This is a genomic window from Frankia sp. AgB1.9, assembly GCF_016786355.1.
Lineage (GTDB): Bacteria > Actinomycetota > Actinomycetes > Frankiales > Frankiaceae > Pseudofrankia.
This window is the reverse complement of the sequence record NZ_JADWYX010000022.1, coordinates 13,765-37,005: the sequence shown is the minus strand read 5'-3', so window position 1 is coordinate 37,005 and position 23,241 is coordinate 13,765. Positions and strand designations below refer to the sequence as shown.

Here is a 23,241-nt window from a genome sequence, read left to right as displayed (position 1 = left end):
CGCAGGCCGTCTCGTGGTGGTGTTGGTCGGGCGGTCAGGGCCGCCGGGCGGGGTCGCCGTGGCAGCGCTTGTACTTGCGGCCGGAACCGCAGGGGCACGGCGCGTTGCGGGCCGGGCCGCCGCCGCGCTCGGCACTGCCGCCCGTCCCGCCGCCGGACCGGTCGTACGAGGTCACCGAATCCTGGCCTCCGTCGACGGACGGCGCCGAGTACTGCAGGCCCCCGCTCACCCGGTGCGGCTCGAGTCCCTTGACGAACACGGGCGGTGGCGCGGGCGCCTCCGGCGGCGACGGCGGCGCGGTCCTGGCGGCGGCCGGCGACGGGCCGGCCGGACGGCGGGCGCCGCCCCGGCCCGAAGTACGCGACCCGTTGGCACCGTTCGGGGCGGCCGGGGCCTGCTCGGCCGGCGGGTTCAGCGGCGCGAGCGGAGCGGGTGCCTGCAGCGACGGACCCGCGGCCGCGGCGGCGTCCTCCCGGCCGGCGACCTGGACCTCGACGTTGAACAGGAGCCGGACGGACTCCTCCTTGATCCCGTCCATCATCGTCTGGAACATCGTGTAGCCCTCGCGCTGGTACTCGACCAGCGGGTCACGCTGCCCCATCGCCCGCAGGCCGATGCCCTCCTGCAGGTAGTCCATCTCGTAGAGGTGCTCGCGCCACTTCTTGTCGAGCACCGCGAGCACGACCCGCCGCTCCAGCTCGCGCATCACGGCCTCGCCGTCCGGCCCCTCGCCGAGCTCGGCCTCGCGGCGGTCGTAGGCGTCCTGCGCGTCGGTCTGGATGTCCTCGGCGAGCATTTCGGAGGTCAGGCCGTCACGGTCGTCGGTCGCGGGCGCCTCCACCCCGACGGGGTAGAGCTGGCCGAGGCCGGTCCAGAGGGTCTCGAGGTCCCAGTCCTCCGCGAAGCCCTCCGCGGTGGCGCCCTCGACGTAGGCGGTGACGGTGTCGTCGACGAAGTGGCGGACCTGCTCGTGCAGGTCAGCGCCCTCCAGGACCTTGCGGCGCTCCTCGTAGATCACGGTGCGCTGCTTGTTCATGACCTCGTCGTACTTGAGGACGTTCTTGCGGATCTCGAAGTTCTGGCTCTCGACCTGGGTCTGCGCCGACCGGATCGCCCGGGTGACGATCTTGGACTCGATCGGCACGTCCTCGGGGATCTGCAGCCGGTCCATGATTCCCTCGACCGCGGACGCGTTGAACAGCCGCATCAGGTCGTCGCCGAGAGACAGGTAGAACCGGGACTCGCCGACGTCGCCCTGCCGGCCGGCGCGACCGCGCAGCTGGTTGTCGATCCGGCGGGACTCGTGGCGCTCGGTGCCCAGCACGTAGAGGCCACCAGCCTCGAGAACCTCGTCGTGCTCGGCCTTGACTGACGACTTCGCCTTCTCCAGCGCCTCCGGCCAGGCCGCCTCGTATTCCTCGGGCGTCTCCAGCGGGGACAGCCCGCGGCCGCGCAGCTCTCCCTGGGCGAGGAACTCGGGGTTGCCACCGAGCATGATGTCGGTACCGCGGCCGGCCATGTTCGTCGCGACCGTGACGGCGCTGCGCCGGCCGGCCTCGGCGACGATCAGCGCCTCACGCTCGTGGTTCTTCGCGTTGAGCACCTCGTGGCGCACGCCGCGCTTGGTGAGCTGCTTGGAGAGGTACTCGGACTTCTCGACGCTGGTGGTGCCGACGAGCACGGGCTGGCCGTTCTCACTGCGCTCGGCGATGTCGTCGACGACCGCGTCGAACTTGGCGACCTCGGTCTTGTAGACGACGTCCGGCTGGTCCTCGCGGATCATCGGCTTGTTCGTCGGGATCGGCACGACGCCAAGCTTGTAGATCTGGTGGAACTCGGCGGCCTCGGTCATGGCCGTACCGGTCATTCCGGACAGCTTCTCGTAGAGCCGGAAGTAGTTCTGCAGCGTGATCGTGGCGAGGGTCTGGTTCTCCTGCTTGATCTCGACGTTTTCCTTCGCCTCGATCGCCTGGTGCATGCCCTCGCTGTAGCGCCGGCCGTGCAGCACGCGGCCGGTGAACTCGTCGACGATCAGGACCTCGCCGTCGACGACGATGTAGTCCTTGTCCCGCTTGTACAGCTCCTTGGCCTTCAGGGCGTTGTTCAGGTAGCCGACGAGCGGGGTGTTCACCGACTCGTAGAGGTTCTCGATCCCGAGCTGGTCCTCGACCTTCTCGACGCCGGACTCGGTGATGGCGACGGTGCGCTTGCCCTCCTCGACCTCGTAGTCGACGTCGCGCTTGAGCGTCGGCGAGATCCGGGAGAACTCCGTGTACCACCGGGTCGGCTGGTCGGACGGGCCGGAGATGATGAGGGGCGTCCTGGCCTCGTCGACGAGGATCGAGTCGACCTCGTCGACCACGGCGAAGAAATGGCCGCGCTGGACGAGCTCCTCGCCGCTCCACGCCATGTTGTCGCGCAGGTAGTCGAAGCCGAACTCGTTGTTCGTGCCGTACGTGATGTCGCAGGCGTACTGCTGGCGGCGCGCCGCGGGCGGCATCTGCGGGTGGATCACGCCGATCGTCAGCCCGAGGAAGCGGTGCACGCGGCCCATGTTCTCGGCGTCACGCTGGGCCAGGTAGTCGTTCACCGTGACGATGTGGACGCCCTTGCCGGCGAGCGCGTTGAGATAGGCCGGCAGCGTGGACACCAGGGTCTTTCCTTCACCGGTCTTCATCTCGGCGATGTTGCCGAGGTGAAGACCGGCGCCGCCCATGATCTGCACGTCGTAGTGACGCTGGCCGAGCGTGCGCCGGGCCGCCTCGCGCACGGTGGCGAACGCCTCGGGCAGCAGCGAGTCGAGCGTCTCCTCACCGTCGGCGAGACGCTGGCGGAACTCGTCGGTCATGCCACGCAGCTCGGCGTCGGAGAGGCCCGTGAAGTCGTCCTCGATCAGGTTCACCTGGTCGGCGATCGCGGCGAGCTTGCGCAGGATCCGTCCTTCGCCGGCGCGCAGGACCTTGTCAAGTAGCACGAGCGGGGCTCCTCCGGCTGGCATGTCGGCGAACTGGCCAACACCACGATGCTAGCCCTTCTCAGTAGTCCAGCTTGGACCTGCGCGCCGACCGGATGCGACCACACGGACACAGCCGAGCCAGACGGCGTCTTCGGCCTGTCACCACCACCCGGGACCACCCCCGGCACACGACGGCATCGACCTGACACCATCGCGGGTAAGCGTCGTCAGATCGGAGCCGTCATGCCCGCGCTGGAGCCAGTCGAGATCACCGCGGGCTCGCTGCATCTACGGCCGTGGCGGCCCCAGGACGCCGACGACGTGTTCACGGCCTGCCAGGACCCGGACATCCAGCGCTGGACGATGGTTCCGTCGCCCTATACCCAGGCCGACGCGGTCACGTTCGTCGAGCGGGTCGCGCCGATCGGCTGGGCCACCGGCACAGCCGCGCAGCTGGCCGTCGTGGACGCCACCACCGGCGGCCTGCTCGCCTCCATCAGCCTGCAGGACATGCGTGATGCCGACGGGATCCTCGGCGTCGCGCCCGGCGGCACCGCCGAGGTCGGCTACTGGTGCGCGGCCGAGGCACGCGGTCGAGGTGTCACCACCAACGCGGTCCGGGCGCTTTGCCGGTGGGGATTCGGGGCGCTGAAGCTGACCACCATCCGCTGGCTGGCGCTGGTTGGCAACGAGCCGTCACGGACGGTCGCCCAGCGGGCCGGGTTCACCGTCGCGGCCGAGCCGCGCCCGTTGCTGAACCCCCGCGCCGGTGAGATCGCCGAGTTCTGGACCGGCATCCTGCGGCGCTGACCGCCCGCGCAAGCCCGCGCAGGCCCCGCGCCCGCCCGGCATCAGGTGATTTCGAGCAGCTTCTCGCGGACCGCGTAGACGACAGCTTCCATCCGGGAGTGCAGCTGGAGCTTCTCCAGGATGTTGCGGATGTGGTTCTTGACCGTGTTCTCGCTGATGAAGAGCTGCTTGGCGATGTCGCGGTTGTTCAGCCCCTTCGCGACGAGCCGGAGCACCTCCATCTCCCGGTCGGTCAGGCGCGGCGTCGGGAGCTGGGGGCGGTCGTCCTTGTTCTTGATCATCGAGGCGAACTCGCTGAGCAGCTTGGACGCCATCGACGGGCTGATCAGGCTCTGGCCGTTGTAGACCGCCCGGATGTCGGCGGCGACCTCGTCGATCGAGATCTCCTTGAGCAGGTAGCCCATCGCCCCGGCCTTGATGGCGTCGTAGAGGTCGGCCTCCTCGTCGCTGATCGTCAACATGACGATCTTCGCGCTCGGGACCGCCTGCTTGATGGCGCTCGTCGCGTCGATTCCCCCGCGCCGCGGCATCCGCACGTCCATCAGGACGATGTCCGGCGCCATCTCACCGGCCATCGTCACCGCTTCCGAACCGTCCGCGGCCTCCCCGACGACCTCGATGTCCGGCTCCTGCGCGAGAACCATCTCGAGCCCTCGGCGGAACAGCGCGTGGTCGTCGACGATCAGCACTCGGATCGGGTTCTCCTCCGATGGCGCGCGCGGCGCCTCGGGCGAGCGCTGCTCGTCCACCGTCATCTGGCCTCCCTAGGACCCCGGCCGGCAAGGCGGGCGGTGGCACGGACGGCGGATCCGCCCCGGAATCATCCGGGCCCCACGGAATCCCCAGCGCATGGACGCAGTTCGCCCATCCGCCGGCACGACGGTCAGAGCCGGATCCATCCGGCCGGACCACCGATGCCGCCAGCAGCATCACCCAACGCAGATGATCCCACGTCCACCGGGCGAACCGGTCGTCAGACGGCGGAAAACCCTATCGGCGCCTCCGCGCCCAACGGTCGGCTTCGCCGCGGTTACCCAGGACACACCCGGCATGGGCCGGACCAGCAGGTTCGCGACGACCACCGGACACACTGGCCGGCCGACCCAGGGCGGGACTCACCAAAGCCCCACCCGCGTCGGCCGGCCAGGTCGATCAGACCGAGATCGCCGAACATCAGGCTCCCGAGCGGCAGATCAGACCGCCCAAAGCCTGGAACCCCCCGACTCTGGAATCCCCCTGCCCTTGGAAACCCCTGACGAGGTCAGCTCGGGACGGCCGCCGGCTCACGGTCCTCGTCGGAGGCCAGCGCCGGATCGTCGGCATCGATCAGGTGGATGACGCCGTAGTCGTAGCCGCGGCGGCGGTAGACGACGCTGGCGCGCCCAGAGGTGGCGTCCTGGAACAGGTAGAAGTCGTGGCCGACCAGCTCCATGTTCGACAGTGCGTCGTCCAGGGTCATCGGCTCGGCCCGGTGGGTCTTCGTCCGCACCAGCATGGGCGAGCGATCCGGCAGCTCGTAGCGGTCCTCGAAGCCGTCGGGCGTGGGGTCGTCCTCGTCCCACGAGGCCGCGCGGCCCGCGCCGTTCTCCTTCACGCCGGGCTGCCTGTGTGCCTTGCCGGCATGGTTCGGTACGCCGTTACCGGCCGAGCGGTTCCCGTCGCCGGACGGCAGGGATTCGACGGTTCGGGCGGGCGCTGGGAGCCCGCCCGCGGAGTCGACCCGCCCGTTGGAGGTGGCGGTGACGAGATCGTCGTGCGGGATCGGCGGTGGCCCGACGTAGGCGCGACCGTGGCCGTTGTTGCCGTGCTTGTGGTCGGTGCGACGCTCGGACGCCCGGCGCAGCCGTTCGGCCAGCTTGCCGGCAGCCCCGTCCAGCGCCGAGTAGGGGTCGGCCGCGGCCGCCTCGGCGCGGATCACCGGCCCCCGCGTGTAGACCGTGAGCTCGACGCGCTCCCGGACGTCCGCCATGCGCTTGTTGGGCTCCCGGGACAGTTCGACATCGACCCGGATGACCTTGCCGTCGTAGCGCTCAAGCTTCGCGAGCTTGGTCTCGACGTGACTGCGGAACCGTTCCGGAACCGCCGTGTGCCGGCCCTTGACCACAATGTCCACGCGATCCACCTCCCGTTCACCGACCGGGTGACCGGCGCGCGACGCGGGCGCTCGCCCACGCCGGGCCGACACCCGGCAGCCCGGTGTTGGCACGGGCCCGGGGCGGGCCCGTCCGAGCCGGGTCACCTGTACCTACTGGCAGTCCCCCACTTCGTGGCTCGTCCGAGGCGGTGGGTAGCCCACCTCGAACGAGCGTTCTCCCTGGTCGGCCGTATGTCCAGCCTGCTGCCGCGCCGGAACCGGGAGAAGGCGTTCACCCGTCGTCCCGCGTGGTCTCGGCCCCTCGTACCCCGACTTTCGCTCCCGTATGTCGCGATGTGTCCCTTCCGCCGCACCGCCCGGTCAGGAGCGCCTCGACGGCCGTTTGGTCCACCCCGGACCCCGGTAGGCCATCTAGTGTCACCCTTCCGGTACCCCCTCGTTGGGCAATCGGACACGTGGGCGTGCCACAGATGCGCCGACCGGCCCGAGCACCGCGGCGACCGTGGCCACCGCGCCTACCCGCACCCGCGCCAGGCGCAGCGCCCGCACGGCGTCCGCGACCGTCGCGCCGGTGGTCAGCACGTCGTCCACGACGACGACATAGACGCCACCGGAGGCCGGGCCGCCGACGCGGGCGGCCGCCGGCCGGGCCGCGAACGCGCCGGCGACGTTCGCGGCCCGCTCGACCGCGCCGAGGCCGGCCTGGTCGGCCGTCCGGCGGGCCGGCCGCAGCAGCGGCGCGACCCAGGTCAACGTGCCCGCCGCGCGCGTCAGACCGGCCGCGATCGTGGCGAGCCGGCTCACATGGTCGAAGCCGCGTCGACGTAGTGCCGCCGCGCTCGCCGGCACCGGTACCAGCAGGAGCGCCCGAGCACCCGCCTCGGCACGGGGCGCGGCGAGCACAGCCCTCGCCAGGGCGCTGCCGAGCGTGCGTGCGACGTCAAGCCGACCGCGCTCCTTGTAGGCGATCACGAGCGAGCCGGCCGGAGCGGCGTAACGGGCCGCCGCGGCGCAGGGCGGCAGACCTCGCCGCCCCGGGGTGGCCTCGGGGCCCGGGGCGACGAGGATCGGGGGACCGGACAGTGCCGCGACACACCGCGGGCACACCGCGGCAGCACCGCGCCCGCAGGCCGCGCAGGCTCGCGGCAGCACGAGGTCGCCCAGCGCCGCCAACCCGCCTCGCACCTGCCGGCCCAGCGGTGTGGGCAGGCGGGCCTGGCGGGCCTCAGCTGGCAGCGGGCGAGGCACGCGCGCCGCCAGCGGGGCTGGCCGTGGGCCTGGCCCGTGCTGGCGGGGTACGCGAGACGCCCGCGCGGTGAAGGATCCGGTCACTCGGGCAGGATGAGCCCGAACCGGACGGCGAGGCCAGCGGGAACGGCGGCCTGTGGACAGTCGTCGACCTGTGGACAGCGGACCCGTGGACAGCCGACCCGTGGACAAAGGCCGCGATCCGGCCGTCGGCCATCCGACGGCCGGCGGGCCGATCGACGTGGGCTCTGCGAGGATGTAGCGGATCTTCCGGACGAAGGAGTGCGCATGGCCGTTGGAGGGCCGGTCACCGACCCGTCTCCATGGCCGCCCGCACCCTCGCCCGCGGCGGTGCCGCCCTGGGCGGGCTCGGGGCCGGCCAGCTGGGCGGCGCCAGGGTCCGACGAAGCACCGGCGCGGGTCGCGGACCTCCCGCCACCGTCCACCTGGCTGGCCCCGCCGACAGCCGCCGTGCCGTTGCGTCCCCTCAGCGTGAGCGAGATCCTCGACGGCGCGTTCGTGACACTGCGGACGAACCCAGGCGCGACGCTCGGTCTCTCGTTCGCGACCAGCGCGGTCCTGCAGCTCGTCTTCTCGCTCGTCGAGCTGGCCGCCCGGGACCGGTCCTTCTGGTTCTACGCACTGTTGCAGGCCGTGCTCGGCGGCCTGCGGCTGATGCTGGTGGTGCTGCTGGCCGGGGTTCTCGCGATCGTCGTCGCCGAGGCCAGCCTGGGACGGCGGATCACGGTTGGCGCCGCGGCCCGGCAGGTCGCGCCCCGGCTCCCCGGGCTCCTCGCGATCACCTTGGTGATGACCGCCGTGACACTGGGCGGCCTGGTCACGCTGGGCGCGCTGTCCCTCTGGCTCGGGGTCGTGTACTGCCTGGCCACGCCGGTGTACGCGCTGGAGGGCGGGACCGTCCTGCAGGCGCTGCGCCGCTCGCGGTCGCTCATGCGCGGGGCGTGGTGGCGCACGCTCGGCGTCCTGGGTCTCGCCGCGCTGGTCGCCGGGACCCTGGTGCTGGTCATCACGGTGCCCGTCAGCGTGTTCACGTCGTTCGGCTCGCTGACAAACGCGGACGGGGTGCCGAACACCGGCGGCCTGGTGGTCCAGGCCTTCGCCGGACTGCTGATCACCATGGTGGTCACTCCGGTGCTGTCCGGTGTGATCGCGATCCTCTACCTGGACCGGCGCATCCGCCGCGAAGCCCTGGACGTCACCCTGGCCAGGGCCGCGGCGACCGGCGGCGGGGGGCCCGCGGGCGCACCGGTGACGGCCCTGCTGGCGACCCCCGCGTTCGCCCTGACGCCCGCCACCACGTCGCCCGGCCCACGCCCGCCCGCCCCACCCGCCGGACCGACTGGCCCGCCCGGACCGACCACGGGCTGGGCGCCAGGGCCGCCACCTGGACGGTGGTCCTGATGCCCGCGCCGTACGGCGGCCCGGTCACCCGGCCGGGCGCCCAGGACGAGGCCCGCCGGGAACTGTCCCGGAGCATCTACGGACGCCAGCACCCGCACCAGCCTGGCTGGCTGCACCGGTTGGTCGACTGGATCGACCACCTGCTCAGCAAGATCTTCATTCACACCCAGGGCTCCGGCGACTACACCGGGCTCGGCCTGCTCGCCGGTGTGCTCGTCCTGGTCGTGCTCCTGGTGGTATTGCGGCTTTGGCTCGGCCCGATCCGCCGGTCGGCCCGCTCGAAGGCACCGGACACCGACCTCGCGAGCCTGCTCTCGGCCAAGGCGTTGCGCGCCGAGGCGGAGCGCCTCGCCCAGGCGGGCCGGTACGCGGAGGCGGTGCGCTCCCGGTTGCGCGCGATCGTGCGGATGCTCGAGGAGAAGGGCGTGCTCGACCCGAGGCCCAGCCGGACCGCCGGTGAGCTCGTCACCGAGGTGGCCGCCGTCGGCATGACCGGGCAGGACGAGCTGCGCCTTGCCGTCACCGTGTTCAACGACGTCTGGTACGGCGGCGGGCCGGCCGACGCCACCGGCTACCAGGCCGTGGTCCGCGCCGACGAGGCGCTCACGTCGCTGCGCGGTGGCGACCGGCAGTCGGATCCGACCCAGGTGGTGCCGGCATGACCGCCCCGGCCGAAGTCGCCCCGGAGCCCGGCCTGGCCGCCCCCGTGAGCTCGACCTTCCAGTCCGGCGCGCCGCGGCCGGCGTCGCGCCGCCGGCTGGTCCGTGTGCTGGCGGTGTTCGCCGCGCTGGCCGTCGTCTACGGCGTGCTCGCGGCCCTCGTCGGCGGCTCGTCCGACGGGGACACGTCGCTGGACATCGGGTCGCCGAAGCCGGACGGGACGATGGCGCTGGGCCAGATCCTCGGCCATCGAGGCGTCACGGTCCGGGCCGGCGACGACGTCGCGGCGGCTCTGGACCAGGCGAGCGGCTCGGCCGGGACGAACCCCGACCGGACCTTCGTGATCGTCCACCCGGGCCGGCTCAGCGACGGGACGCTCAGCCGGCTGGCCGACTGGGTCTCCGCCGGCGCCGACGTGGTCCTGGTCGAGCCGGACACCGCGGTGCTCGACGCGCTGCGGCTGCCGGTTCGGACCGTCGACGCGAACGCCGTCGTCGGGCCGCTGCCCCCCGGCTGCCCGCTGGCCGAGGCGACCGCCGCCGGTACCGCGACCATCTCGCCGTCGACCTTCTACGGTCGGCTGAGCGGCGACACGGCGGCGACGGCCACCTTCTGCTACCGACCGACCGAGCGGGCCGCCGCGCTGGCCGTCGCGCGGCCGGCGGGAGGCCAGGGCCGGTTCGTCCTGCTGGGCGGCTCCGCGTTCCTCACCAACCGGAATCTCGACCACGACGGCAACGCGGCGCTCGCGCTCGGTCTGCTCGTTCGCCACCCCCAACTGGACTGGGTGATCCAGCAGCGGGTCGCCACGAACACGGTCGACGGCAAGGGCGCGGTCCACCTGCTGGGGCCGGGGTTCTGGCTGACCTGCCTGCAGTTGCTGGTCGGACTGGTCCTGCTGGCTCTGTGGCGCGGGCGGCGGCTGGGACCGCCGGTCCCGGAGCCGCTGCCGGTGGTGGTGCGGGCCGCCGAGACGACCGAGGGCCGCGGCCGGCTGTACGCGGCGGCCCGTGCCCGTGACCTGGCCGCCGAGGCGCTGCGCGCCGGCCTGCGGGCCCGGCTGGCCGACCGGATGGGTGTGGCGCCGCACGGCGAGCGCGGCGCGGTCGGCACCGTGCGGGCCGGCGGCGTGGTCACCGAGATCGCCGGACCGGACCCGGGGACGCTCGTCGCCTCGGTCGCCGAACGGACCGGCCGACCGGCGATGACTGTCTGGGCGCTCCTGTACGGTTCGGGCGGCCCAGCCACCCCCTCCTTTGTGGACCCCAGAGTCTCGGGCGGCCCGCTGGCTGTGGCCCCCGAACCGCATGAGCTGGACGACGCCGCGCTGCTTCGGCTCGCGGAGGCACTCGACGACCTCGAACGACAGGTTGGTGGAAGGTGACAACTCCGTACCCCGGTGCCCCCGTCCCCGGCGCTCTCCCCTCTCACGAGGACGCCGGATCGGAGACGCTGCGCGCGCCGTTCGGCCCGGTCACGCCGCCGGTCGCGTCGCACCCGACCGGTCCACAGGCCGTCGCCCCCACGCAGTGGGGGCCGACGCCCACCCCGCCGGTCGCGCCACCAGCGCCCCTGGCCGCGCCGCCGCCGTCGTATCAGGCCCCCGCGTACTACCCGCCACCCCCGGCGGCGACGCCCCCGCCACCGGGGACGCCCACCGCGGCCGAGCAGGAGGCGGCGCGGGCCGCGCTGATCCGGTTGCGCACCGAGGTCGGCAAGGCCGTCATCGGCCAGGACGCCGCGGTCAGCGGTCTCGTCGTGGCGCTGCTCTGCCGCGGCCACGCCCTGCTCGAAGGCGTCCCCGGCGTCGCCAAGACACTGCTCGTACGCACCCTGGCTCGGGCGCTCACCCTGGAAACGAAGCGGCTGCAGTTCACCCCCGACCTCATGCCGGGCGACGTCACCGGCTCGCTGTTCTACGACACCAAGACCGGCGAGTTCGGGTTCCGCCCTGGCCCGGTCTTCACGAACCTGCTGCTCGCGGACGAGATCAACCGCACGCCCCCGAAGACCCAGGCGGCACTGCTGGAGGTCATGGAGGAGCGGCAGGTCAGCATCGACGGCACACCCCGCCCGCTGCCCAGCCCGTTCGCGGTGCTGGCCACCCAGAACCCCGTGGAGCACGAGGGCACCTACCCGCTGCCCGAGGCCCAGCTCGACCGGTTCCTGGTGAAGGTGACGCTGCCGATGCCGCCCCGCGACGACGAGATCAAGGTGCTCGCCCACCACGCGGCCGGCTTCGACCCGTCCGACCTGGACGCCGCCGGGGTCAGCGCCGTCGCGGGACCGACCGAGCTCGCGGTGGCCCGCGCCGGGGCCAGGGCCGTGCAGGTCCGACCGGAGGTGCTGGCCTACATCGTCGACGTGGCCCGCGCGACGCGCAGCCAGCCGTCGGTGCTGCTCGGGGTCTCACCGCGTGGCGCGACGGCGCTGCTCGCGACCTCCAAGGCCTGGGCGTGGCTGTCCGGCCGGAGCTACGCGACCCCGGACGACGTGAAGGCGCTCGCCCGCGCGACCCTGCGGCACCGGATCAGCCTGCGCCCCGAGGCTGAGCTCGACGGCGTGACCGGCGACCGAGTGCTTGAGCAGGTACTCGCGACCGTGCCCGTCCCCCGCTGACGTCGGATGGCGATCACCGGACGGGCGGTCGGCTGCGCGTTCCTGGGCGCGCTGGCGGTCGCGCTCGCACCGGCTCCCTGGCTCGTCCTGCTGGGGGTCAACCTGCTGGTCGTCGTGCTGGTGGCGGTGGATGTCGCGCTGGCCGGCTCGGTCCGGCCGCTGGAGCTGACCCGTAGCGGGCCGCGGGGCGCGCGGCTCGGCCAGCCGGTTCCGCTGGTGCTGACGGTCGGCAACAAGGGCGAGCGGACCGCGCGGCTGCGGATCCGGGACGGCTGGCCGCCGTCGGCCGGTGCCCGTCCGGCGGTCCACAAGGTCACCGTGCCCGCCGGCGAGCGGCGGTTCCTGGAGTCGACGCTGTACCCGAGCCGGCGCGGCGACCGGGAGCCGTACCGGATCACCATCCGGTCACTCGGCCCGCTGGGGCTGGCCGGACGGCAGGGCCGTCATCACGCGCCGTGGCGCGTTCGGGTGCTGCCGCCGTTCCACTCCCGGCGGCACCTGCCGGCGGCGCTGGCGCGGCTGCGCGAGGTCGAGGGCCAGGTGGCGATCCGGGGCGGCGGTGCCGGCTCCGAGTTCGACAGCCTGCGTGACTACGTGATCGGCGACGACGTCCGGGCGATCGACTGGCGCGGCACCGCCCGGCGGGGGGCCGTCGTCGTGCGGACCTTCCGGCCGGAGCGGGACCGCCGGGTGATCTGCGTCCTCGACACGGCCCGCACCTCGGCCGGCCGGGTCGGCGCGCTGTCGCCGGACGGCGCGCCCGGCCTGGGCGGCGTGCCGCGGCTCGACCACGCGCTGGACGCGGCGCTGCTGCTCGCCGCCGTCGCGCTGCGGGCCGGCGACCGGGTCGGCCTGGTCGCGCACGACAGCGAGGCCCGGCTGGTGCTGCCCGACTCGGCCGAGGCGAACGTGCTGACCCGGATGAGCGAGGCGATGGCGACGCTGGAGCCGGCGCTGGTCGAGACCGACCACGACGGCCTCGTCTCGACCGTGCTGCGCACGGCGCGCCGGCGCTCCCTGGTAGTGATCTTCACTGAGCTGGTGCCGGCGGTCGTCGAGGAGTCGCTGCTGCCGGCGCTGCCGGCGCTGACCAGCCGGCACACCGTCCTGGTCGCCGCGCTGCGCGACCCCCGGCTGGCCGAGCTCGCCGCCGGCCGCGGCGATGTCCGCGCGGTGTACGCGGCGGCGGCGGCCGAGCAGACCCTGCTGCGCCGGCGCCAGCTCACCGAGGAGCTGCGCGGGCGCGGCGTCGAGGTCGTCGACGCCGGCCCGGCCGGCTACGCCCCCGCCGTCACCGACGCCTACCTGACTCTGAAAGCCCTCGGCCGGCTCTAGAACGCCTCCCGCGCACGCCTGATCACCGTTCGCAGCGGTGCTTGAGCCCCTGCGCCTCGGTGTCGACGTAGCGGCGGGTCTGCCGACCGGTGAGCAGCCCGATCACCGGCGCCAGCAGGCCGGACTGGCGGACGCTGAGGGTCACCGTCACGCCGAGATCGTCCGTCCTGTCGATGCGGTGTTCGGCGACCGTCGTCACGCCACCGCTGCTGGCCGACCAGGAGAAGAAGCTGCCCGGGGACCAGTCGAGGACGGTCCAGCTCAGCGTCGGCATTCTCGGCTGCCTGATGCTGACGACATCACCCTTGGTGAGCTCGCCGGCCGGTCCGTCCGCGCCGGGCACGTACTCCGGCGCGGATTCCACCCGGTCCACCCGGCTGACGGTCGGGGTCCATTCCGGCCAGCGTTCGACCTCCCGCAGCACGGCCCATACCTGGTCCGCGGCGGCGGCGATCCGCACCGACGTCTCGTAGTACACGGCGTCCTCCTGACGTTCCTCTCCACCGGCTCCGCTCTACCAGCCCCGAACTGGCCCCCAGGAGCCGGCAGGGCACGACTATCTACATTGAATGCCATGAGCCACAAATCCGACGCGGACCGTGGCCGCCGGATGACCCAGGTCGTCTTCGAATACCGGACCGGGGTGACGCGGCGGATCGCGACCGGCGCGCTGCTCACCGGCAGCTGGGACGCCAGCGGGTACCCGAGCACCACGTGGACGTCCGTACCGATGACCGAGACCGCCGGCCCGGACGGCACTCCCGCCTTCCGAGCGACCGTGGCCCTCGACGCGTCCATACCTTCCACCTATCGCTGGGGCGTATGGCTGCTGGGCGACGACGGATCGCGGATCTGGGGAATCCCCGGTGAAGTCGCGGATCCCACCGACAGCGACCAGGTGCGGCTGCTCACGCTCGACCCCGCCGGGCCGGCCACTATCGACGTGACGTTCGGCCTCACCAGCCACCATTTCCTCGGTGCCGTTCCCGACGGCACCGGAGGAATCCTGTTCCGGGTCTGGGCCCCGAACGCCCGGGCGGTCGAGGTCGCGTTCGGCGGGCCGAGTGGCTACATCGCGGACGACGGCTACGGCGAGGCCACGGCGCAGGCCCGGCTCCCGCTGAATCCGGGCCCGGACGGGATCTGGACGGCCGGCGCCGACGGCTTCGCCGACCACCTGGGCGGCTACTACCTCTACCGGGTCACCCGCGAGGACGGCTCGGTCGCCTGGCGTACGGACCCCTACTCGCGCCAGCAGAGCGGCGGCGGGGACGTCAACCCGGACGGTGCCCACTACGACGGCGACATCGCGGGCCTGGACGGGACGGTCAGCTGCTCGGTGGTCGTCGACGCGAGCCCGGCGGCGGCGTTCGGGACCGGTGCGGTGGACTTCTGGGCCGACGAGCTCGACCCGGCCCATCCGCTGCCGCGCCGCGTCGAGGACCTGGTCATCTACGAGCTGCACGTCGGCGCGCTCGGATTCGGCGAAGCCGCGGAGACGGAGGACCCGTCGGGCGACCCGAAAGCGGGCACGTTCGCCGACGCGGTCGCGTTCGTCGACTATCTCGCCGACCTGGGTGTGAACGCGGTGGAGCTGCTGCCGATCCTGGAGTTCTCGGGATCGCGGTCGTGGGGGTACGGCACGTCGCATTTCCTCGCCGTGGAGAAGAGCGCCGGCGGGCGGGCCGGGCTGGCCACGTTCGTCCGTGCCTGCCACCGGCGCGGCATCGCGGTCCTCGTCGACCTGGTCTTCAACCACTTCACCCAGGACGCCGAGCGGGCCGAATGGATGTACGACACGACGACGCCCAGCCACAACTCCTACTACTGGTATGAGGGCAGCGACGCGGACCATGCCGCGTTTCCGGACGGCGGTTACGTCGACAACCTCTCGTCCGGCTGGGCACCGCGTTACCACGAGGAGCAGGTGCGCGCACTGTTCGTCGCGGGGGCGGCCGCGCTGATCGAGGAGTTCCATGTCGACGGTTTCCGGTTGGACCAGACGACGTCCATCCATCTGTACAACGCGCTGCACGCGGACGGCAGCCCGGTGGGCGCGGCGAACGTCGCCGGCCGCAAGTTCCTGCGCGAGCTGTGCCAGACCCTGCGGACGATGGCCCCGGACGTCATCCTGATCGCGGAGGACCATTCCGGCTGGGACCAGGTGACCGAGCCCGCGCAGACCGGTGGCCTCGGCTTTGACGCCCGCTGGTACGTCGACTTCTACCACCACCTGATCGGCGACAAGGACGAGGGACCCGAGTACGCCCGGCTGCTCGACACCGCGGGCAGGGACCTCGAAGGACCGCTCGCGATGGGGCTGTTCGCCGGCGCACTCGCCGGCTCGGCGAACCGGACCGTGGTCTATCCGGAAAGCCACGACGAGGCCGGCAACGCCGAGCATTCCGAGCGCAACATCCTGATCGCGGTGAACAACGCGCCCTTGGTCGGCGAGACCCGCTGGTTTGCGGAGGCGCGCCTGCGCTGCGTCACCGCGCTCAGCCTGCTCGCGGCCGGGACCCCGATGTTCCTGATGGGCGACGAGGTCGGCGCGCAGCAGGCCTACACGTACAACCACTTCACCGAGAACAAGGAGGACCTCTACGGGCTGCGGGCCGGGCCTGGCGCCGGGCTGTTCGCCGCGCACCGCGACCTGGTCGGCCTGCGCCTCGCCTCTGCCGCCGCGAAGAGCCGCAACCTGGAGGTCCTGCACACCAACGACAGCGGCCGGGTGATCGCGTTCCGGCGCTGGTCCGACCCAGCCGGCGACGACCAGACTGGCGGCACGCAGGCTGGCGGTGGCCCGGCCCGGGCCACCGTCGAGGACATGCTCGTCGTCTGCAGCCTGAACAACCTGCCGTTCCCGAGCTACCTGTTGCGGCATCCGGCGCTGAGCGGCGCGCCGTGGCGCCTGCGGCTCAGCACGGACGATCCGACCTACAACGGGCGCGCGGACGCCCCATCCACCGGGAACTTCGTCGTCACCCCGGACGGCGACGGCACCCTGAACCTGCAGCTTCCCGCCGTCACTACGCTCGTCTTCACCCGATTGGCGGGGATCGCACCCGATTGAGACCGGTCACCGGCCGGACCCTCGCGGCCCCGCCCGTCGGTCGCCTGGCCGACGGCCTCTCCCGCCGGGTTGGGCGGTCTGACAGTATTTTCGCCACGGCCACCGATTGTCCGGAGAACAGATGGCCCTGGAGACACGGGCGGTGCCATGGATCTGGACGCGTATGTAGCCGTCCATCGACCGGAGTGGTTCCGGCTCAGCCACCTCGTCGACAAGGCGAACCGGCCGCGCAAGATGTCGCGCTCGGAGCTCGACGAGCTGGTCGAGCTCTACCAGCGCGTCGCCACCCAGCTTTCGGTGGTCCGTGGCCGAGCCCACGACCAGGCCATGGTCGACGACCTGTCGTCACTCGTGATCCGGGCTCGGGCCGCCGTGACCGGCGGCACCGAGTCCAGCTGGCGGACCGTCGGCCGGTACTTCGTCGCCACCTTCCCTTCGGCGGTCTACGTCCGCCGGTGGTGGGTGATCGGGACGACGGTCGGATCCCTGCTGCTCGCGCTGGCCTGCGCGCTGTGGATCACACACGACACGAACGCCAGGGAGAACCTGATCCCGCCGAGCGACGTGGCCGCGCTCTGCCAGCACGACTTCAAGGCGTACTACAGCGAGAACCCGGCTAGCTCGTTCGCCGGCCAGGTCTGGACGAACAACGCCTGGGTCTCGGCCGAGGCGATCGCGTCCGGCGTGGCGCTGGGCCTGCCCACCCTGTTCGTCCTGCTGAACAACGCGATCAACATCGGAGTAGACGGCGGCTACATGTCCAGCTGTGGTCACGGCGGCGAGTTCTTCTCGCTGATCCTGCCGCACGGCCTGCTGGAGCTGACGGTCGTCTTCGCCGCCGGCGCCGTCGGGCTGAAGCTCGGCTGGTCGATCATCTCGCCAGGCGGCCGACGACGAGTCGAGTCGCTGGCCGCCGAGGGCCGGGCCGCGTTGTCGATAGCACTCGGGCTCGCCGTCGCGCTGGCTGTCTCCGGCGTGATCGAGGCCTTCGTCACCCCGTCGGGCCTGCCGACCGCGGTCCGGATCGGGATCGGCGCCATCGCCTGGTCGCTGTTCGTCGGCTACGTCTGGGTCTACGGCTCACGCGCCGCGGCGACCGGCGACACCGGCGATCTCGACGCCGAGCTGGCCGGCGATCTGGTCCCCGTCACCGAGGCGGTGACCGGGTGAGCCGGGTCGTCACCGGCGAAGCCGTCGCGATCGACCTGCGGCCGGCCCGGCTGGGCTCCCGGATGGTCGCCGGCCTGCTCGACCTGGTCATCCAGATCTTCGTGCTGTACGGGACGCTGGTCACCGCGCTCATCGCGATCAACCCGCAGGACGACGCGCTGACCGCGGCGACCGTGCTGCTCGTCTACGTGACGACGATGCTCGGCTATCCGGTGGTCTGCGAGACCTTCCTACGCGGCCGCACCATCGGGAAGATGGTGATGAAGCTGCGGGTGGTCCGCGACGACGGCGGTCCCATCCGGTTCCGTCACGCGTTCACCCGCGGGCTCATCGGCGCCGTCGTCGAACGTCCTGGCGTCTTCGTCGGGCTGCCGGCCGTGCTGGCGATGCTGTTCTCCAGCCGGGCCAAGCGGCTGGGCGACCTGTTCGCGGGGACCGTCGTGGTGCACGAGTCGGTGCCGGCGCTGCTCGGCGCGGTGCCGATGGTGGCGGGGCCGCTCGCCGGCTGGGTGACCCGGCTCGACCTCACGGGGCTCGACGACGATCTGACCGGCACCGTGCGCGGGTTCCTCGGCCGGGTGCACGAGCTGTCCCCGGAGGCCAGGGAACGGATCGGCGCGGACCTGGTCGCCCAGGTCCGGGCCGTCGTCACCCCGGCGCCTCCGCCAGGAACGCCAGGCTGGGCCTACCTGTCGGCCGTGCTGGCCGAACGGACCCGGCGCTCCTACCAGCGGCTGCGCGCGATCTCCCGGGCGCGTTACGGACCGGGCGAGATCCCGGGTATCCCGCTGAAGTACTACCCGGCGCACCTGCTGGCGCAGCGGCCCGGCCCACCCCCGCCGATTCCCGGCTACGGTCCTGGCGGATCGATCCCGATCCCGACCATGCCGCCCGGCTCCGCCCGCTGACCGGCGTTCGCGCGCTTCAGGGGCACAGTCTGACAACATGATGTCAGAAAGAGCCGGGATGACGTGGGCGATCCGGCGGATACCTAACAGGGCGATGTCAGGTATCGAGGTCAGGAGCCGTGGCGCCAGGAGTTCAGGTAGTTCTGCTGGGTCGAGGTGAGCGTGTCGATCTCCAGGCCCATCGTCTCGATCTTGAGGCTCGCCACCTGCTTGTCGATCTCCGCGGGCACGTCGTGGACGCCCGGCTCCAGCGACCGGGCCGTGTGCACCAGCCACTCCGCGGTCAGCGCCTGGTCGGCGAACGACATGTCCATCACCGCCGCCGGGTGTCCCTCCGCCGCGCCGAGGTTGACCAGCCGGCCCTCGGCGAGCAGCAGCACCCGCCGACCGTCGGCCAGGACGTACTCGTCGGTGCTCGGGCGCACCCGCCGGGGGCCCTCGACCGCGAGCGCGGCCAGGCCCAGGACGTCGATCTCCACGTCGAAGTGCCCGGAGTTCGCGAGGATCGCGCCGTCCCGCATCAGTTCGACGTGCTCCGGCCGGATCACGTCCCGGTTGCCGGTCACGGTGATGAAGACGTCCCCCACGGCGGCGGCCTTCGCCATCGGCAGCACCCGGAACCCGTCCATCGCCGCGTCCAGCGCCTTCGTCGGGTCGATCTCGGTGACGACGACGTTGGCCCCCATCCCCTTGGACCGCGACGCGACCCCGCGGCCGCAGTAGCCGTAGCCGGCGACGACGACGGTCTTGCCCGCGAGCAGCGTGTTCGTCGCCCGGAAGATCGCGTCAAGGGTCGACTGACCGGTGCCGTACCGGTTGTCGAACATGTGCTTGGTGTCGGTGTCGTTCACGGCGACGACCGGGAAGCGCAGCGCGTCCTCGGCGGCCATCCGCCGCAGCCGGATCACCCCGGTGGTGGTCTCCTCGCAGCCGGCGAGCACGCCGTCCAGCACGTCGGTGCGGGCCGTGTGGAGCGTGTTCACCAGGTCGCAGCCGTCGTCGAAGACGTAGTGCGGCGCCGTGTCGAGCGCCGCGTCGATATGGGCGTAGTACCCGTCCCGGTCGATGCCGTTGCGGGCGAACGTCGAGACCCCGTACTCCGCGACCAGCGCGGCGGCCGTGTCGTCCTGGGTTGACAGCGGGTTCGACGCGCAGAGCACCACCTCGGCGCCGCCGGCCACCAGTGCGCGCATCAGGTTCGCCGTCTCGGTGGTGACGTGCATGCACGCGGCCATCCGGCTGCCGGCGAACGGCCGCTCCCTGGCGAACCGGGCCCGCACCTGGCGCAGCACCGGCATCGCCCGGTCGGCCCACTCGATCCGGGCCACGCCCTGCTCGGCCAGCGACAGGTCGGCGACGTCGTGCTCTGGCAGGGCGCTCTGGGGCACCGGGGCTGACGCGGCGATGGTCACGTTCAGATCCTCCCTGCGAGCGCGGGGACAACGGCCCGCGAAGCGGCCCGAGAAATGGTCAGGCTCACCGTCTCGACCATCGGCCGACGAACGCGGAGTGTCAACAAAGCTGACAGGGAGATGTAAGATTAAGTGCCAACCAAGGCACCCCGGGCTACGCTTCGCCCCGTGATCGCTCGCAGGCCGGGCCCCGCGACCGCCGGCAACCAGGCCACCGGCCACGACGTCCCCGGCCGGGCGGCCGCCTGGCTGCCGACCGCGCGGCGCGCGTATGCCGAGGCCCAGGTGCGGGAGGAACGGTTCGTGCGCGAGGTGCTGGAGCGGCTGCGGGCGAAGGTCCGGCTGCGCCCGGAGCAGCGGCTGCCGATCGCGCGGGCCGCCGCCGTCCTGGAGACGACGCCGCGAATGCTGCGCTACCGGGAGTCGCTCGGGCTCGTGGCGCCGGCCCGCTCGGCTGGCGGGCATCGGGAGTACGGCGAGCGCGAGCTGGTCGCGGCCGCGTACGCGGACGAGCTGGAGCGCCGCTACCAGATCAGTCCGAGCGATCTGGCCTTCGCGGTGCGGGTGCTCGCCGAACCGGCCGTCGCAGCCGACGTGCGCCGGCTTGGCGAGCTGACCCGCCGGATCGCCCCGCACCCACCGGTCGCCGCCCTGGACTTCGAGGCGCAGAAGGCCCGACGCCTCCTCGACCTGCCCTGACACCGTCCCGTCCAGCCATAGGCGCATCCGGTACGGTTGTCCATGCCCGCGACGACCGAGCGCGCGGGCAGAACCGGGGCGGCGGCTCATGGTGGGCGGTGGCTCATAGTGGGCGCAGGCTCATAGTCCGGGCGCACCTGCCGGACGCCGCCGGGCGACCTTCCGGCAGCTCACGCATGCTTGACAGGTCCACCGGACACGTCCCCGTCCCGACTGGCCGGGCCGACGTCACGGACTCTCGCGCTGGGGGTGACGGCCACGGCTGCCGGACGGGACACGCAGACACCGGTGGCGGGATCCGGTCGGTCGGCACGTCGCGCCGACGGCCCGATCCCCGCCGGTAGGCACGCGGGCGGCCAGGCCGGCCGCCTCGGCCGCGGCGGGAGCGCCGCGGTCAAGGACCGTGACAACGCGCAAGCACAGCACGGTAGAGACGAGGGTGGCGGACGCTCGGTGCTCGACCTCCCACTGGCGCCGGCTTCCACGCCGCCCCCGACCAGCCCCGTGCGCGCGTTCGGCGGCCGGGCCGCGATCATCTCGCTGGCCATCGCGCTGGTGGTGGCGCTGCTCGCCCTGCCATTCGTCTCCGGGCTGGGCCTGTTCGCCAAGGCCTCCGCCGACCACTACCTGGACCTGCCCTCGGTACTGGCGACCCCGCCACTGCCGCAGAACTCGCAGATCCTGGCCGCCAACGGCACCGTCGTCGCCACGCTGCACGGCGCCGAGAACCGGGTCGTCGTGGAGGGGAACCAGATCCCCACGGTGATGCGCCAGGCGATCGTCGCGATCGAGGACGCCCGGTTCTACGAGCACGGCGGCTTCGACCCGAAGGGCGTGCTGCGCGCCGCCCTGCGCAACAGCCAGGCCGGCGACGTCCAGCAGGGCGGTTCGACCCTGACCCAGCAGTACGTGAAGAACGTGCTGCTGCAGAACGCGACGACCCCGGCCGAGCGGAAGGCCGCGACGGACCCGTCGGTCGGGCGCAAGATCCAGGAGCTGCGCTACGCGTCGGCCCTCGAGAAGATCCTCCCGAAGGACGAGATCCTCACCCGCTACCTCAACATCGCCTACTTCGGTGACGGCGCCTACGGTGTCGGCACCGCGGCGGAGCACTACTTCAACGTCAACGTCAAGGACCTGACCCTCGGCCAGGCCGCGCTGCTCGCCGGCCTGGTGCAGAGCCCGTCGCGCTACGACCCGACCACCAACAAGGCGGCGGCCACCACGCGGCGCAACGAGGTCCTCGACCACATGGTGACGTCGAAGTACATCTCGGCGACCCAGGCGGCCGGGGCCAAGCAGCTGCCGATCACGCTGAACACCACGGAAGGCACCACGCTCGACTCCTGCAGCAATTCCATCGCGCCCTTCTTCTGCGACTACGTCCGGACCGAGCTGTCCAGCGACCCGTCGCTCGGTTCCACCAAGGAAGAGCGGCAGCGGCGGCTGTACGAGGGTGGCCTGCAGATCCACACGACCCTCGACATGAAGGCGCAGGAAGCGGCGCAGAACGCCGTCGACACGACGATCGGGCGGGACAGCCGGGCCGTAGCACCCATAGCGGTCGTCCAGCCCGGGACCGGAAACATCCTGGCGATGGCCGAGAACCGGAACTTCGGTGCCGACACCAGCCAGAACCAGACCAAGATCAACCTTCCGTCCCTCGCGCCCAGTACCGGCGGGTTCGAGCCTGGCTCGGCCTTCAAGGCGTTCACCATGGCCACGGCGCTCGAACAGGGCTACGGCCTGTCGACGGGTTTCTACTCGCCGAGCTGCCTGAACGCCGACACGTGGCCTGAGATCAAGAGCATCTTCCCCATCACGACCGACGACAAGAAGTGCCCGGATGGCTACTCCAACTCCGCGGACTCGGAATCCGGCACCTTCGACATGCGGAACGGCACCTGGCAGTCGGTCAACACGTACTACATCCAGCTCGAGGCCAAGGTCGGCGTGACGAACGTCTGGGCCATGGCGCGACGCCTCGGGATCCCGCAGAGCGACGCACCGACGGACGCCAACGGGAGGCTGGAGCTCGGCCCGACCTTCGGTGGTCTGACGCTCAGCCAGAACACGCAGATCGCGCCACTCGACATGGCCAGCGCCTACGCGGTCTTCGCCTCCGGCGGGAAGTACTGCACACCGCGGTTCGTGACCTCGGCGACCGACTCCTCCAAGGAGAACGTCGACATCGCTCCGAAGCCCGAGTGCAAGCAGGCCATCTCCGAGGGCATCGCGGACACGGTCGCGAGCGTGCTGGCCGGGGTCATCACCAACGGCACCGGCTCCCCGAACGCGAACATCGGGCGCCCCGCCGCTGGCAAGACCGGGACCAACGACAACTACTCCAGCGCCTGGTTCGTCGGCTTCACCCCGCAGATGGCCGCCGCGGTCGCGCTCGGCGACCCTCGCGGCTCGAAGTACAACCTCGCCGGCCTCAAGGCGGACGGGAAGGTCTGGCCTGAGGTCTTCGGTGGCGGCCTCCCTGCCCTGATCTTCAGTCGGACACTGAAGCCGGCGCTACAGGGCACACCCGTGGAGGCGTTGCCCAAGGCTGACCCGGCGGTCGCTCAGGGCACGAAGGGCGGCTTCCAGACCGACGGCGCGGCGGCGCCGCCGCCATCCCCTGGCGTGCTGATCGATCCGCTGACCGGCCAGCCGATCGTCGGCCCGTCAGGCCAGCCAGGCACCGTCACCGTGACCCCGGTGGTTCCCGGCCAGGGAGGCGACACCACGGGCCCACGCCTCCCGGGCCAGGGCAACGGAAATGGCGACGGAAACGGCAACGGCCACTAGCTGCGGCCGGTCCGGCCTCACTTGGCGGCTGTTGATCG

Annotated in this window: 17 protein-coding genes; 11 read left to right on the top strand and 6 right to left on the bottom strand. The window is 72.1% G+C overall.

What is annotated here, in order from left to right:
• Nucleotides 1-34 precede the first annotated feature (34 nt).
• The gene (gene secA, locus I6A60_RS10785) at nucleotides 35-2,974 is read right to left on the bottom strand and encodes a preprotein translocase subunit SecA (protein ID WP_203021481.1); all 2,940 of its coding nucleotides are present in this window, start codon (nucleotides 2,972-2,974) and stop codon (nucleotides 35-37) included.
• Nucleotides 2,975-3,199: 225 nt separating this feature from the next.
• Here secA and I6A60_RS10780 point away from each other — a divergent pair, with 225 nt between their 5' ends.
• The gene (locus I6A60_RS10780; protein WP_203021480.1) at nucleotides 3,200-3,766 is read left to right on the top strand and encodes a GNAT family N-acetyltransferase; all 567 of its coding nucleotides are present in this window, start codon (nucleotides 3,200-3,202) and stop codon (nucleotides 3,764-3,766) included.
• A gap of 41 nt (nucleotides 3,767-3,807) precedes the next feature.
• On the opposite strand, the gene I6A60_RS10775 is transcribed toward I6A60_RS10780, so the two are convergent.
• From I6A60_RS10775 to I6A60_RS10765, 3 genes are all read right to left on the bottom strand, one after another.
• A complete protein-coding gene (locus tag I6A60_RS10775) occupies nucleotides 3,808-4,521 on the bottom strand; it encodes a response regulator transcription factor (RefSeq protein ID WP_203021479.1) in 714 nt (237 codons plus the stop codon).
• Nucleotides 4,522-5,027: 506 nt separating this feature from the next.
• Nucleotides 5,028-5,879, bottom strand: a complete 852-nt coding sequence (gene hpf, locus I6A60_RS10770; RefSeq protein ID WP_203021478.1) for a ribosome hibernation-promoting factor, HPF/YfiA family — start codon at nucleotides 5,877-5,879, stop codon at nucleotides 5,028-5,030.
• Nucleotides 5,880-6,278: 399 nt separating this feature from the next.
• The gene (locus I6A60_RS10765) at nucleotides 6,279-7,109 is read right to left on the bottom strand and encodes a ComF family protein (RefSeq protein ID WP_203042252.1); all 831 of its coding nucleotides are present in this window, start codon (nucleotides 7,107-7,109) and stop codon (nucleotides 6,279-6,281) included.
• A 288-nt stretch (nucleotides 7,110-7,397) separates the two neighbouring features.
• Between I6A60_RS10765 and I6A60_RS10760 the strand changes: the two genes are divergently transcribed.
• From I6A60_RS10760 to I6A60_RS10740, 5 genes are read left to right on the top strand one after another with little or no spacing between them, the layout of a single operon-like run.
• A complete protein-coding gene (locus I6A60_RS10760) occupies nucleotides 7,398-8,531 on the top strand; it encodes a hypothetical protein (RefSeq protein ID WP_203021476.1) in 1,134 nt (377 codons plus the stop codon).
• Nucleotides 8,531-9,193, top strand: a complete 663-nt coding sequence (locus I6A60_RS10755) for a DUF4129 domain-containing protein (RefSeq protein ID WP_203021475.1) — start codon at nucleotides 8,531-8,533, stop codon at nucleotides 9,191-9,193. The genes I6A60_RS10760 and I6A60_RS10755 overlap by 1 nt, the downstream gene beginning before the upstream one ends.
• Nucleotides 9,190-10,575 (top strand): DUF4350 domain-containing protein, encoded by a 1,386-nt coding sequence (locus I6A60_RS10750; protein ID WP_203021474.1) that lies wholly within the window; start codon nucleotides 9,190-9,192, stop codon nucleotides 10,573-10,575. The genes I6A60_RS10755 and I6A60_RS10750 overlap by 4 nt, the downstream gene beginning before the upstream one ends.
• Entirely contained in the window at nucleotides 10,572-11,810 is a 1,239-nt protein-coding gene (locus tag I6A60_RS10745) for a MoxR family ATPase (RefSeq protein WP_203042251.1), read from the top strand. Before I6A60_RS10750 ends, I6A60_RS10745 begins: the two co-directional genes overlap by 4 nt.
• Before the next feature lie 6 nt (nucleotides 11,811-11,816).
• Entirely contained in the window at nucleotides 11,817-13,145 is a 1,329-nt protein-coding gene (locus I6A60_RS10740; RefSeq protein ID WP_203021472.1) for a DUF58 domain-containing protein, read from the top strand.
• Between the two features lie 22 nt (nucleotides 13,146-13,167).
• Here the strand turns inward: I6A60_RS10740 and I6A60_RS10735 are convergent, their stop codons facing one another.
• The gene (locus I6A60_RS10735; RefSeq protein ID WP_203021471.1) at nucleotides 13,168-13,623 is read right to left on the bottom strand and encodes an SRPBCC family protein; all 456 of its coding nucleotides are present in this window, start codon (nucleotides 13,621-13,623) and stop codon (nucleotides 13,168-13,170) included.
• 96 nt (nucleotides 13,624-13,719) lie between these two features.
• Here I6A60_RS10735 and I6A60_RS10730 point away from each other — a divergent pair, with 96 nt between their 5' ends.
• The 3 genes from I6A60_RS10730 (at nucleotide 13,720) to I6A60_RS10720 (ending at nucleotide 18,296) form a co-directional block, all read left to right on the top strand.
• Nucleotides 13,720-16,218 (top strand): alpha-amylase family glycosyl hydrolase, encoded by a 2,499-nt coding sequence (locus tag I6A60_RS10730; protein WP_203021470.1) that lies wholly within the window; start codon nucleotides 13,720-13,722, stop codon nucleotides 16,216-16,218.
• Between the two features lie 147 nt (nucleotides 16,219-16,365).
• Nucleotides 16,366-17,388 carry a stage II sporulation protein M gene (locus I6A60_RS10725; RefSeq protein ID WP_203021469.1) on the top strand — a complete coding sequence of 341 codons (1,023 nt, stop codon included), beginning with the start codon at nucleotides 16,366-16,368 and terminating at the stop codon, nucleotides 17,386-17,388.
• Nucleotides 17,385-18,296, top strand: a complete 912-nt coding sequence (locus I6A60_RS10720; RefSeq protein WP_203021468.1) for an RDD family protein — start codon at nucleotides 17,385-17,387, stop codon at nucleotides 18,294-18,296. Before I6A60_RS10725 ends, I6A60_RS10720 begins: the two co-directional genes overlap by 4 nt.
• Nucleotides 18,297-18,406: 110 nt before the next feature.
• Here I6A60_RS10720 and ahcY read toward each other — a convergent pair whose 3' ends face one another.
• The gene (gene ahcY, locus I6A60_RS10715) at nucleotides 18,407-19,708 is read right to left on the bottom strand and encodes an adenosylhomocysteinase (RefSeq protein ID WP_203021467.1); all 1,302 of its coding nucleotides are present in this window, start codon (nucleotides 19,706-19,708) and stop codon (nucleotides 18,407-18,409) included.
• A 168-nt stretch (nucleotides 19,709-19,876) separates the two neighbouring features.
• Between ahcY and I6A60_RS10710 the strand changes: the two genes are divergently transcribed.
• Nucleotides 19,877-20,407: a MerR family transcriptional regulator gene (locus tag I6A60_RS10710; RefSeq protein ID WP_307873628.1), complete on the top strand. Its 531-nt coding sequence runs from the start codon at nucleotides 19,877-19,879 to the stop codon at nucleotides 20,405-20,407.
• A gap of 453 nt (nucleotides 20,408-20,860) precedes the next feature.
• Nucleotides 20,861-23,203, top strand: coding sequence for a transglycosylase domain-containing protein (locus I6A60_RS10705; RefSeq protein WP_203021466.1), 2,343 nt, complete (start codon nucleotides 20,861-20,863; stop codon nucleotides 23,201-23,203).
• The last annotated feature ends 38 nt before the right edge of the window (nucleotides 23,204-23,241 follow it).

Bases quoted from the DNA above. Each gene is read 5' to 3' on its own strand.
- I6A60_RS10780 (WP_203021480.1), top strand. From the start codon at position 3,200: ATGCCCGCGCTGGAGCCAGTCGAGATCACCGCGGGCTCGCTGCATCTA.
- I6A60_RS10775 (WP_203021479.1), bottom strand. From the start codon at position 4,521: ATGACGGTGGACGAGCAGCGCTCGCCCGAGGCGCCGCGCGCGCCATCG.
- I6A60_RS10760 (WP_203021476.1), top strand. From the start codon at position 7,398: ATGGCCGTTGGAGGGCCGGTCACCGACCCGTCTCCATGGCCGCCCGCA.
- I6A60_RS10755 (WP_203021475.1), top strand. From the start codon at position 8,531: ATGCCCGCGCCGTACGGCGGCCCGGTCACCCGGCCGGGCGCCCAGGAC.
- I6A60_RS10750 (WP_203021474.1), top strand. From the start codon at position 9,190: ATGACCGCCCCGGCCGAAGTCGCCCCGGAGCCCGGCCTGGCCGCCCCC.
- I6A60_RS10740 (WP_203021472.1), top strand. From the start codon at position 11,817: ATGGCGATCACCGGACGGGCGGTCGGCTGCGCGTTCCTGGGCGCGCTG.
- I6A60_RS10730 (WP_203021470.1), top strand. From the start codon at position 13,720: ATGAGCCACAAATCCGACGCGGACCGTGGCCGCCGGATGACCCAGGTC.
- I6A60_RS10725 (WP_203021469.1), top strand. From the start codon at position 16,366: ATGGATCTGGACGCGTATGTAGCCGTCCATCGACCGGAGTGGTTCCGG.